General features: G+C 29.7%; 13 protein-coding genes. 3 read left to right on the forward strand and 10 right to left on the reverse strand.

The window, feature by feature from the left end; genetic code table 11:
• Positions 1-478: 478 nt before the first annotated feature.
• The 4 genes from ABNT14_RS02435 to ABNT14_RS02450 form a co-directional block, all read right to left on the reverse strand.
• Positions 479-1183, reverse strand: a complete 705-nt coding sequence (locus ABNT14_RS02435; protein ID WP_101902677.1) for a crotonase/enoyl-CoA hydratase family protein — start codon at positions 1181-1183, stop codon at positions 479-481.
• 25 nt (positions 1184-1208) lie between these two features.
• Complete coding sequence (gene crcB, locus ABNT14_RS02440; protein WP_101902676.1) at positions 1209-1580, reverse strand: fluoride efflux transporter CrcB; 372 nt, start codon at positions 1578-1580, stop codon at positions 1209-1211.
• A gap of 82 nt (positions 1581-1662) precedes the next feature.
• Complete coding sequence (locus tag ABNT14_RS02445) at positions 1663-2640, reverse strand: DoxX family protein (RefSeq protein WP_101902675.1); 978 nt, start codon at positions 2638-2640, stop codon at positions 1663-1665.
• 16 nt (positions 2641-2656) lie between these two features.
• A complete protein-coding gene (locus tag ABNT14_RS02450) occupies positions 2657-3202 on the reverse strand; it encodes a DUF1599 domain-containing protein (protein ID WP_101902674.1) in 546 nt (181 codons plus the stop codon).
• 122 nt (positions 3203-3324) lie between these two features.
• Here ABNT14_RS02450 and folP point away from each other — a divergent pair, with 122 nt between their 5' ends.
• A complete protein-coding gene (gene folP, locus ABNT14_RS02455; RefSeq protein WP_101902708.1) occupies positions 3325-4146 on the forward strand; it encodes a dihydropteroate synthase in 822 nt (273 codons plus the stop codon).
• Positions 4147-4194: 48 nt separating this feature from the next.
• Complete coding sequence (cdaA, locus tag ABNT14_RS02460) at positions 4195-4977, forward strand: diadenylate cyclase CdaA (protein ID WP_101902673.1); 783 nt, start codon at positions 4195-4197, stop codon at positions 4975-4977.
• Between the two features lie 47 nt (positions 4978-5024).
• Here cdaA and ABNT14_RS02465 read toward each other — a convergent pair whose 3' ends face one another.
• The 3 genes from ABNT14_RS02465 to truA all read right to left on the reverse strand — a co-directional run bounded on the left by ABNT14_RS02465 (position 5025) and on the right by truA (position 8116).
• Complete coding sequence (locus ABNT14_RS02465) at positions 5025-5546, reverse strand: hypothetical protein (RefSeq protein WP_145993573.1); 522 nt, start codon at positions 5544-5546, stop codon at positions 5025-5027.
• Positions 5547-5615: 69 nt separating this feature from the next.
• Positions 5616-7352, reverse strand: coding sequence for an ABC transporter ATP-binding protein (locus ABNT14_RS02470; protein WP_370425186.1), 1737 nt, complete (start codon positions 7350-7352; stop codon positions 5616-5618).
• A gap of 29 nt (positions 7353-7381) precedes the next feature.
• Positions 7382-8116 (reverse strand): tRNA pseudouridine(38-40) synthase TruA, encoded by a 735-nt coding sequence (gene truA, locus ABNT14_RS02475; RefSeq protein WP_101902670.1) that lies wholly within the window; start codon positions 8114-8116, stop codon positions 7382-7384.
• A 261-nt stretch (positions 8117-8377) separates the two neighbouring features.
• Here truA and ABNT14_RS02480 point away from each other — a divergent pair, with 261 nt between their 5' ends.
• The gene (locus ABNT14_RS02480) at positions 8378-8872 is read left to right on the forward strand and encodes a YfcE family phosphodiesterase (protein ID WP_101902669.1); all 495 of its coding nucleotides are present in this window, start codon (positions 8378-8380) and stop codon (positions 8870-8872) included.
• Here the strand turns inward: ABNT14_RS02480 and ABNT14_RS02485 are convergent.
• The 3 genes from ABNT14_RS02485 to ABNT14_RS02495 form a co-directional block, all read right to left on the reverse strand.
• Positions 8869-10704 carry a tetratricopeptide repeat-containing sensor histidine kinase gene (locus ABNT14_RS02485; protein WP_101902668.1) on the reverse strand — a complete coding sequence of 612 codons (1836 nt, stop codon included), beginning with the start codon at positions 10702-10704 and terminating at the stop codon, positions 8869-8871. The genes ABNT14_RS02480 and ABNT14_RS02485 overlap by 4 nt on opposite strands.
• 23 nt (positions 10705-10727) lie before the next feature.
• Positions 10728-11426 (reverse strand): hypothetical protein, encoded by a 699-nt coding sequence (locus tag ABNT14_RS02490; RefSeq protein WP_101902667.1) that lies wholly within the window; start codon positions 11424-11426, stop codon positions 10728-10730.
• A 217-nt stretch (positions 11427-11643) separates the two neighbouring features.
• Positions 11644-12294: a response regulator transcription factor gene (locus tag ABNT14_RS02495; protein ID WP_101902666.1), complete on the reverse strand. Its 651-nt coding sequence runs from the start codon at positions 12292-12294 to the stop codon at positions 11644-11646.
• Between the last annotated feature and the right edge of the window lie 221 nt (positions 12295-12515).

The raw sequence follows: 12515 nt of genomic DNA on the forward strand, positions 1-12515 counted from the left end.
TAGCGGTTTTTATAAATTGCTAGTAATTTACTAGAAAAAATAGACCTCACAGGTTTTTAAAACCTGTGAGGTCTAGAATTAAAATAGTATCGAGAATTTGAATTATTTTCTGTTGATACTAAAAAAGTTCTCGATACATTTTTTTGAAGGAAAAAAACACTCGAACTGACAGTTATTTTTGATGATTCTTGTCAATTCGAGTGATTTTAATGACTAAAAGGAATTAAAATAGTATCGAGAATTTGAACAGGTTTATTCAATTTTAGTTGAAAAATAAAGTTTGATGGACTAAATGCCTAGCCCCGATTGAAGCTTTGTTTGAGCTCTTTTTTTGATTTTTCTTCAAAAAAAAGCGAGTGCGGAAAGCGGGAAATTGCTTCAAATAATTTTTATTTTTTTATAAGATTACTTTTAAACTAAAAACCCATCACATTTTTGAAATTGCGATGGGTTTTTAAAAATTATTAAAACGTATTTTTTATTTTGATGGTGGATTTAAACCATTTTCTGCATCTTTTTTAATCGCTTTTTTTAAAGACCTTAAAGCTGTTTTTCTAACCTTTAATTTTGTTTGATGATGTGCTTTTAGGTTTAATTTAGCAAACATTTCTGCAATTTTAATAGCTGTTGGCAATACCTGAATTTCAGGAACTATTTTGTCTAAAAAACCTGCGGTAACAGCATCTTTGGGACTGTACATTTCAGCATTATTTACACTGCGATTTACATAATTAGGCGTTAAGCGACCTTTGGCAATTTGAACCCCTGCATTGTGCATAGTCATGCCTATTAATACTTCGTTAAATCCTATTTTAAAATTTCCTTCAGCGCCTAATCGGTAATCGGCAGAAAGTAGTAAAAATGCGCCTTTTGCAATAGCATGACCTGTACAGGCGGTAATAATTGGCGTAGGAAACGATAGCATTCTATGTGATAATTTTGAGCCTTTTGTAACCAGTTTTAAAGCTGATTCGGGCGAGGTAGTCATGCTTTTTAAATCGTATCCTGCCGAAAAAATACCTGGTTGCCCTGTTAAAATAACTACTTTTTTTTGGGCTTCGGCTTTATCTAGCAATTGGTTTAATGAATCGATTACTTCGTGCGATATGGCATTTACTTTACCATTATTAAGGGTAATAATTACGTAATTTTCTTCGGATGTATAGTCGATTAATGCGCTCATAATAAAATATATTTTTTAGTGAAAATTAAATGAATTTAGTTAAAAATATTCCTGCGAAAACGGCTAAAAAACCCAGGATAAAACTGGCAATGGTATAAAAGGCAAAGGTTGTAAAATCGCCTGCTTTTAAAAAGACATGATTTTCATAAGCAAAGCTCGAAAATGTGGTAAAACCACCACAAAAACCTGTGGCTAATAATAAGGTGTGATTTTGGGTTAATGCGTTATTTTTAGCGGCGAATCCTAAAATAAAACCAATCAGTAAACTTCCTAAAATATTTGCTGTAAAGGTGCCGTACGGAATTCCTGTTTGGGGGTTATTTAAAAATTTTCCGATTAAAAATCGTAAAACACTTCCAAGGCCACCGCCCATAAAAACGAGTAGTAATTGTTTCATAGTACTGCTAAAATAAGAAAACCTCGCTATTTTAGCGAGGTTTTATATTATAAAAATAGTTTTAAAATATGGCGATAAAATATTATTCTTTTAAAGTAACATCTTGAGCATCTGTCCAATTCCATTTCCCTGCGATAACACCTTTTTCAACGGTAACAATTCCTGGGTTGGCTCTGATGACTGTTTTTAAAGCAGTTTCATCACAAAAACCGAAGGTATATGGCAGGTTAAATTCTTTTTGAGTAGCAGCTAAATCTTCAATATACGACGCTGTTAATACATAAATTTCATAACCACTTGCCTTTGCTTTTGCAGCAGCTTTTGATACGGCTGCAATTCCTTGTTTTTCAGTTTTATCAAAATTATACATTAAAACAAGCATTGCTTTGTCTTTTTTTAACATACTTTCTAATAAATCACCATCATCGGTTTCAATCATAAAATCATGAATTGGCGGCACATCATCGCTACCTTCTTGGTATTCCATTCCTTTGGCAATATCTTTTCCTATGGCATAGGCCCTGAAATCAATAATAGGTAAATGATGCAATACATGATAGGTAATTCCTAATGAAAAGAACAGGGCTATAGCAGTAAATAAAGCGCTTACTTTGATTGAAATAAGCGGTTTTATATATTTTAAACCAATAATTAAAATGATAATAAAAACCATAAAAACCACGTTTTTATAGAAGGTTTCTTTGGGTGTTAATTTTAAGGCATCTCCAAAACAACCGCAATCGGTTACCTTGTTGTACACGTATGAATACCAGGTTAAAAATAAGAATACTAGGTTTAAACTAAAAATACTCCAAACGGTAAATTTAGGTTTGTAGCCCACCAATAACATAACACCTAAAACCAATTCAACAACAATTAATAAAATTGAAAAAGGTAGGGTGTAGGGAATTAAAAATTCTAAATTTAAGACGTCTTGGCTAAAATATTCTTGAAATTTATATTGAGAACCAATAGGGTCTACTAATTTTACGAATCCGGAATAGATGAATAAAAGCCCGATTAATATTCTTGAAACATGTGTTAAAAGTTTTAATATCATTTTTTAAGGTTTAAGTTTAACTGTTTGACTCTGAATGATGAATCAATGCAAAAATAGCATAATTAATCATGTCTTGGTAATTTGCGTCAATTCCTTCAGAAACTAAGGTTTTTCCTTTGTTGTCTTCAATTTGTTTTACACGAAGTAATTTTTGAAGAATCAAATCTGTTAATGATGAAATTCGCATTTCTCGCCAAGCTTCACCGTAATCATGGTTTTTATTTTCCATTAATTCTTTGGTGATTTTGATGTGTTTATCATATAAAATAGTTGCCTGATTGGTGTTTAAATCGGGCTGCTGAACAACACCTAATTCTAATTGAATAAGTGCCATTATTGAATAATTAATAATACCTATAAATTCTGGTTTTTCACCTTCATCAATTTTTCGCTGGGTATTTTCTTGTAATTGACGAATACGCTGTGCTTTGATAAAAATTTGATCGGTTAATGAAGGAAGTCTTAAAATTCGCCAAGCGCTTCCATAATCGCTCATCTTTTTGATAAACAAACTTCTACATTGATCTACTACTACGTCATATTGTTCAGAGGTGTGCTGCATCTTTTTTATTTAAAAGTAATACTTCAAAAGTAATAAATATTACAAGCTTTTCTTATTTTTACTTTTGAAAATTTTAACTTTAAAAGTTGGATTTTTATAACGAAGATTTAGAATTAATGATGATGACAATTAATTGCAAAGGAAATTTAATAGACTTTACAACCCCTAAAGTAATGGGGATTTTAAATGTAACTCCCGATTCTTTTTTTGATGGAGGAAAATACAAGGATGAACAAGCTATTTTGAGTCAAACAGCTAAAATGCTAGCTGATGGAGCTACTTTTATTGATGTTGGAGCGTACTCATCAAAGCCAGGGGCAAAGGAGGTATCTGAACTAGAAGAATTAGCTCGAATTATTCCTGTGATAAAATTATTAGTGCGTACTTTTCCTGAAATAATTATTTCTGTAGATACCTTTAGAAGTGAAGTTGCAAAGCAGTCCGTGCAAGCAGGGGCGGCACTTATAAATGATATTTCTGGCGGTGTTTTAGATGCTAAAATGTTTGAAACTGTGGCAAAATTACAAGTTCCTTATATTATGATGCACATGCAAGGAACGCCTCAAAACATGCAATTAAACCCTGTTTATACTGATATTGTAAAAGAAGTAATCTTATTTTTTGCAACACAATTAGCTAAACTTCGTGCTTTAAAAGTAAACGATGTTATAATTGATGTTGGCTTTGGTTTTGGAAAAACAACCGCACATAATTACGAATTATTACAAAAATTATCGCTATTTGAAAGTTTAGAAGTGCCTATTTTAACAGGTGTTTCTAGAAAATCAATGTTGTATAAATTATTAGATATTTTACCTGCCGATGCTTTAAATGCAACAACGGTAGCCAATACCATCGCTTTGTTAAACGGAACTAATATTTTAAGAGTTCATGATGTAAAACAAGCAGTAGAAGCAGTAAAAATTGTAAAGCAAGTGGAGTAGTTACGTGTTTTAAAAGGAGTACATTTACTAAAAAAAACACTATAATTAATGAATTTAGATTTTATTGATTTTTCATTTCTTGACTTGCTGGATATTATTTTAGTAGCGATATTATTGTATTATATTTACAAGTTACTAAAAGGAACAGTTGCTGTAAATATAGTTATAGGTATTACTTTAATTTTTGTAATTTGGCAAATAACACAAGCGCTTCACATGGAAATGTTGAGTGGTATTTTAGGATATTTATTATCGGGAGGAGTCATTGCTTTAATTATTGTTTTTCAGCAAGAGATTAGAAAATTTTTATTGATGATAGGAACGACTAATTTTTCTACTAAAAGAGGTTTTTTAAATCAATTGACCTTTTTAAAGGCAGAAATTAATTCAGAAACAGATATTAAAACAATTTTAAATGCATGCATTAGTATGGCAAAAACTAAAACAGGTGCTTTAATTGTTATCGAAAAAACAAATAATCTTGATTTTTTAATAAATACAGGTGATCAAATGAATGCTTTGGTAAATGAAGCTATTTTAGAAAGTATTTTTTATAAAAACAGTCCACTACATGATGGAGCTACAGTTATTAGAGATAATTTTATTGTAGCAACACGTGTAATTTTACCTATTTCTAATAGTACTAAATTATCTGCTCGTTTTGGTTTACGTCATAGAGCGGCAATTGGTGTAACCGAAAAAACAGATGCTATTTGTTTGTTAGTATCGGAAGAAACTGGTGAAATATCGTATATAAATAATGGTGAATTTGTATTGTATAAAACATTAGAAAATTTACTAATAAAGCTTCAAAATGATTTAACTACATAAAAAAAGCTCGTAAATTACGAGCTTTTAATTTGTATGGAAATCTAAAATTATTTAGCAGGAGCCATTTTAGCCATAATAGCGTTCATAACACCGTTATATTTTTTAACACCTTCAGCATCTAAAGAAGCAACAATTTCTTTTCCTTTAGCAGCTAATTCAACACCTTTCTTAGCTAAAGAAGCATTCTTTAAAACATCACCTTTAGCAGCAATATAATCGTTTGCGTAAGAAGCGTAGTTGTTTAAATGTTCAGCAACTTTAGGGTCTTTAAATGCAGGAATTGAAACTCCAGCAAGTTTAGATGTTACAGCTTCAGTAGCAGCATTAACAGCTTTTGTTGCAGCTTCAGTAGTAGCGTCAACAGCTTTTGTTGCAGCGTCAGTAGTAGCATCAACAGCTTTTGTTGCAGCGTCAGTAGTAGCGTCAACAGCTTTTGTTGCAGCATCAGTAGTAGCATCAGCAGCTTTTGTTGCAGCTTCAACAGTTGCATCCTTAGCATCAGCAGCTTTTTTACAAGAAGTTGCTAATAAAGAAGCAGCAACACAGATAGTTAAAATTACTTTTTTCATCGTTTTATGATTTTTAGTTTATAGATTGATAGGGCAAATGTATTGTATTGCGATTTGTAAACAAACTAATTACGAATTAATTTCAGTTTTAAATTGTTTTTTATATAAATTTTTGTAGTAGCCACTTTCTTTGTTTAGTAACTCGGTATGACTACCTTTTTCAACAATATTACCTTTATCCATTACAATAATGGTATCTGCTTTTTTTATAGTTGCTAATCTGTGGGCAATTACTATTGATGTTCGGTTTTTGGTGATTTTATCAGTAGCATATTGAATCATTTTTTCGGAATGAGTATCAACCGATGAGGTAGCTTCATCTAAAATTAAAATACTTGGTTTGCTAACATAAGCACGTAAAAAGGCTATTAATTGTCGCTGTCCTGAAGATAGCATTCCTCCACGTTCTTTAACATTATACGAATAATTATTAGGCAAGCTCATAATAAAATCATGAATACCAATTTGTTTAGCAGCTTCTTTTACTTCATCTAAAGTAATATGTTCATTTTTTAAAGAGATATTATTAAAAATAGTATCAGAAAATAAAAATACATCTTGTAAAACAACGGCAATTTTTTCACGCAAAGCATCTATTTCGTAATCATTAACAGATATATTGTCTAAGCAAATAGTACCGCTATCTATTTCATAAAAACGATTGATTAAATTGATAATAGTTGATTTTCCTGCACCTGTAGCTCCAACAATGGCAATTGTTTCTCCTTTTTTAACATCAAAAGAAATGCCTTTTAAAATTTCTTCTCCTTTAATATAACTAAAATGTACATCTTTAAAAGAGATAGTTCCTTCTAAATTATTTGTAGTAATTGTTCCGCTTTTGGTTATTGAACTTTCGGTGTCAATAATATCAAAAACACGTTCACCAGCTACAATTCCCATTTGTAGTTGATTAAATTTATCGGCAATTTGACGTAGCGGTCTGAATAACATTTGTGCCATTTTTATAAAACCAATAATGGCAGCAACCGATACTGCGTTATCTGCAATAACTTGCAATCCGCCGTACCAAACGATTAAACCAATAGCTATTGATGATAAAATTTCGGCAATTGGAAAAAAGATAGAGTAGTACCAAACCGTTTTTATGTAGGCTTTTTTATGTTTATCATTAATGCTAACAAAGTTTTGATATTCTATTTTCTCACGATTAAAAAGCTGTACAATTTTCATTCCTGTAACTCTTTCTTGAACAAATCCGTTGAGGTTTGCTACTTGATTTCGTACATCCTGAAAAGTTGATTTAATCGCTATTTGAAATATTTTTGTAGCATAAATTAAAATAGGTAAGGTTACTAGTGCAATAAGTGCTAATTTCCAGTTAGTGTATAGCATTACTATAATAACAACAACCATTTTTAAAATATCACTAATAATCATAAAAACTCCTTGCGAAAAGAAATTTGCAATTGTTTCAATATCAGAAACAACACGAGTAACCAATTTTCCTACCGATGAATTATCAAAATAACTCATTTTAAAAGATAAAATTTTCCGAAATGTTTTCTTTCGGATATCTCGAATAATATGTTGTCCTACCCAGTTTGCGTAATAAATAAAGCTAAACTGAAATAAAACTTGTACTAATAAAGTAATTAACATGGCTATTGTGTAGTACAATAATCGAGTTAAATCTTTATGAGTTGTAAAATCATCGATAGCCATCATTAAAATAACAGGATTCAACACTGCAAATACTGCTAAAAGTATGGTAGAGGTTGCTGCTATAATAAATCGTGTACGGTAGTGTTTTGCAAAACTCATAAGTCTTACAAAAATTTTCATATCGAACGCTTTTCCTGTTTTTTTACTCACTATATATAGGGATATACTACTTTAGTTAAAAATAATCCTTTTGCTGGAACTGATGTTCCTGCGTTGCTTCTGTTTTTACTAGCGATAATTTTATTAAAATCATCAATTGTTGTTTTGCCTGTTCCAATATCGATTAAAGTACCAACGATGGCACGAACCATATTTCTTAAAAATCGATTTGCGCTAATATGAAATGTCAATTCATTGCCATTTAACTCCCAGACGGCATTGGTAACATCACAATTAAAGGTATGCACATCAGATTTCACCTTCGAAAAACACTCAAAATCTTCATGTTCATATAAAATTTTGGCGGCTTGGTTCATCAACTCAATATCTAATTTCTGATTATATAATTGCCAAGAGGTATCTAATGAAAACGGATTTCTACCAAGCCAAATTTTATATTCATAACTTCTGCTACTTGCATCAAAACGAGTATGTGCATCATTGTGTACTAATTTACAGTTAAAAATTACAATATCATCAGGTAAAAGTGCATTTAATCGGAAGGCAAATTTATTGGTTAAAACCACATCGGTATCAAAATGCGCAAACATTTGCGATGCGTGTACGCCAGCATCTGTTCTTCCTGCGCCTGTAATACTTATGTTTTCTCTTAAAACAGTGCTAATAGCCTTGTTTATTTTTTCTTGTACCGAAACTGCATCAGGTTGTATTTGCCAACCATGATAATTTTTTCCTTTATACGCTAATTCAATAAAATATCTCAAAAAACTACAAAATTTAAGTGGCTAAATTATGAAATAATAGCTTGATTTGTTGTGGCTATTCAAATAAATATCTACAGAATTTTTATTTTAGATAATTATTTTTTGAAGCAATTTCCCGCTTTTCGCACTCGCTCTTTTTTTGAAGAAAAATCAAAAAAAGGAGCTCAAACAAATGCTTCAATCGGGGCTAGGCATTTGTGCTACTTTTTATAAATTCAAAAAGAAACTAAAATTTACTTCACATTGATTAGTTTTGTTATAATGAAAAAAATACTACTACTTTCTGATACGCATAGTTACATCGATGACCAAATATTAAAATTTGTAAAACAAGCCGATGAGGTTTGGCATGCGGGTGATATTGGCAATTTAAAAGTTACCGATACCATAAAAAAAATCAAACCTTTACGAGCCGTTTACGGTAATATTGATGATAATAATGCCAGAGCAGAATTTCCGTTAGACAACAAATTTACTATAGAAGGTGTTTCAGTTTGGATTACGCATATAGGCGGTTATCCGAATGCTTATAAACCTAGAGTGAGGGAGGAGTTACAAAAAAAAACGCCAAAAATATTTATTAGTGGTCATTCACATATTTTAAAAGTACAATACGATAAAAAATTTAATTTATTACATTTAAACTCAGGAGCAGCAGGAAAGCATGGTTTTCATAAAATAAGAACTATGTTAAGGTTTGAGTTAGATAAAGGAGAAATAAAAAATATGGAAGTTATAGAATTAGCTAAACGTTAACTTATTGATGAAAAATCAAATGTTTCTTTATGTTGAACAGGTACAATAATAGTTATTTTTGTGCCTTTATTTTTATCCGACTTAATGGTAAATGTACCTTTCATCATTTCAATTCTTGCCGATATTTGCTTTAAACCGATACCGTTATTAATTGCCGAGTTAACCATAGAAAATCCAATTCCATCATCATTAACAAGAATACTTAGTGCATCATTATGTTGTTTTATAATTATTTGTGCATAGCTAGCTTCACTGTGTTTTAGAATATTATTTATAAGTTCTTGAATAATATTATATATTTTCATTTCAAAATCTTGTTGATATCTATCAATATTTTGAGCAGAAACATCAAACCTTAATTGATGGTTAGAGTATTTTTTAGTAATATCTTTTAAAGCATATTCTAAACCGAATTTCAATAAAACAGCTGAAACCAAATTGTGTGATAAATCTCTAACTTTTTTAGAAGCTTCTAATATAATTGCTTGTGTTTTTTCAATTTCAACAGGAACATTATTTTTAAATTGTTTTTTTGAGGCACCTAAGTGCATATTTGCCGATGATAATAAGGCACTTACATTGTCGTGTAAAATTTCTGCTATTTGTTTTCGTTCAGATTCTTTACCATCAATAGTAGCATTTAATATTTTTGTTTGTGTTTCTGATTTCAGTTTTTCAATAGCCTGTTGTTCTCGTAAGTTATTTTCAGAAAGTTTTAGTTGTAAGTTTTTCTGACGAAGTTTGTAGTTATAAACAACACCTGCCGATATAATGATAACCAATAAGCTTAAAGCACCAAATAACCATGTTGTTTTATTATCTTTAGCTTCTACAAGTTTTCTTTGTTCTTTTACTAAGTTTACTTTTTGTTGTTCTAAAGTTTCTTTGTGTTTTACGGTTATCTCTTCAATAATACTTCGAACTTCTTTCTCTCGTTGATTGTCTTCAATATCGTATGATAACTCTTGATAATCGTAGGCTTTATAATCTTTTAAATTCCGCATAGCCCACGCCAAATTGTAGTATAATGTAGATTTATGTTTAACAGCTATAGAGCTGTTATTATCTTGTATTAAGCTAATAGCTTCTAAGTAGGTATTTTTAGCTTTTTTGAATTGATTTAAAGATAAATAAATACTAGCAAGGTTGTTTAAAGAACTTGCATGCTTTACATTATCAGCTCTTTTTTTATGAATTTTAATTGCTTTTAAAGCAAAGATTTCGGCTTTTTCAAAAAGAGAATCTTGCTGGTATATATTTGATAAATTGATGTATGAAAAAGCTTTATGTTTTAAGCTTTCTTTACTTATAGAGTTAATTTTTTGTAATTTTTTATAGAAAAATATAGCGGAATCTTTATTTGCTTCTTCTTTTACTTGTTTGTTTTTTAGATTTTTATGATTTTTTTGGTAGGCACTTCCAATTCTTAAATAAATTTTAGCAGAAAAATTTTCTGTATCTATAGTTTTATTCTTTTTAAGAAAATAAAGTGCTTTTTTATAAAACTCTAATGATTGTTTGTAGTTATTAGTTTTATTATAAATATCGCCAATTAATCTAGCTATTAGGTGAGATAACCTGTGATTTTTATTTTTTTTACTAGCTTCAAATAATAAAAAACTATTTTTAAGAGGAGAAATATATTCTCTTTTTTTATATTTTTTTAATATATTTTGATATTCTTTTTTTAGAATAGAATCATTCTGAACAATAGAGCTTTGGTTTGATTTAGTAGGGGGCTTAATATTAGCAATTGTGTTAGAGGAAATAAAAAAAAATAACCAGAAGATGATTAGTTCAATCGTTTGGTTATTTTTAATATATTTTTTCATTCTATCTAAAAGACTGTTTTAAGTTATTCACCATCTTCTCCTGTTTCAATTATAAGTCTTGGTTTTCTACCATAAGCTCCCATAGCTTTACGAGAACTCGTAATTCCTTTATTTATTGTTGAATATTTATGATTTACAAAATCTATTCTTAAGGTATTTTCATTAGGAGAAAGAGCAATAGTTTCTGAGAAATCTTTTTGAGTAGTATTTCCTTCAGATAAATGAACTTCGTAGGTTGCTATTTCTTGATTATAGGTAAACGTTGTAGCAACATTGTTATTAACCTTAAAAGAAAGTAAATAAGTACCATCGTTATTTTCGGTAACACTATAAGAATTTAAAAATTCGGTAATATTCCTTTTAGAAAGGTTACTATTTTGGTCTTCAATAGTTATTTTTTTTCTATTTCCTTTATTAGCATCTAAAAACCCAATAACTAACTGCTCATTTTCTATTAAAAAATTATTACTGTATTTCTTAGCCGTTTTGTTGCTTGCTTCTGATAAAATAATTTCATTAGTATTTTCGCTATTTTTAAGGCTAGTTACATCGGTATAATTTGTTGTTTTTAAATCGATAGAATATGCGCCATTTGCATCTCTTTTAAGACTGTAAGATTCTAATAATTTTTGTTGTGGAGCACTAGGAGCTTCTGTTTGGTTAGAAGAACACGATGTTAAAATTAAGGTTGAAGCTACTAAAAATGGGATTAATTTAATCATAATTTACTAGGTTTAGTTTATTCTTTTTAATAGTATAAAAAAGCGATGCACTAAAAAAACATAGTACGATAATCAAAACAAAATGAAGGGTTTTTTAAAAATGTTAGGTATTACTAACAAGTACATCGCTAAGTTTTATTTCATATTTATTTAATTTAGTAGTCATTAACGATGTACTTTTATAATGTATAGTGCTATATTACGGGGGACTATTACTTTATATTATATTGTTTCTCACAGCGTACATCGCTAAACCTACTACATTTTTTACTTTTAATTTTCTATATAAACTCTTACGATATGTTTCTATCGTTTTTACACTCACTAATAAATGTAGTGCTATTTCAGAGGAGTTTTTTTCTAAAGCTATTTGCTTTAATACTTCAATTTCTCTTTCTGTTAATTCTTCTTTATTTAAAAGATTTTCTTCAATTTTTGCTTCAGAAACATACAATTCCAATAGGTTAGTTTTAATAGTATCACTAAAATATTGTGCACCATTATACACATCTTTTATAGCTTCTATAATATGTTCACTAGCACAACTTTTATCGATAAATCCATTAGCACCTAATAAAACCATTTGTTGCACTAATTTAGCATCACTTAAGCCAGATAGAATTATTGTTTTAATTTCTATATTACGTTTTTTAAACGTTTTTAAAACTTCAATTCCATCCATTTCAGGCATATTAATGTCTAAAATTAGTACATCGGCATTGTTTTTAGTCGACCAATTTACTACCTGTTTACCTGTTAAAGAGTATCCTTCTATTTCAAAGTTATCCTCTGTATTTAATAAGGCGATGACTCCATCTATTAAGATTTTATGGTCATCAGCTATGTGAACTTTAATCTTTTGATTCATTGTTATTTCGTTTACAAATTTATAGCATGTATTTATTGTACACAATACCCAATACCCCTAATTAATTGTTAGGGTTAACCCTAATTCAATTAGGGTTAACCCTAATTTTGTTAACATTTCATTAACATTTTAGGTATTGGCATCTTGATTAGTAGGTTTTTAAAAATAAAAAAACCGAAATCAAAGATTCCGGTTTTTTTTCGCACTAAATATACTAATAT

This window comes from Tenacibaculum dicentrarchi, assembly GCF_964036635.1.
Classification (GTDB): domain Bacteria; phylum Bacteroidota; class Bacteroidia; order Flavobacteriales; family Flavobacteriaceae; genus Polaribacter; species Polaribacter dicentrarchi.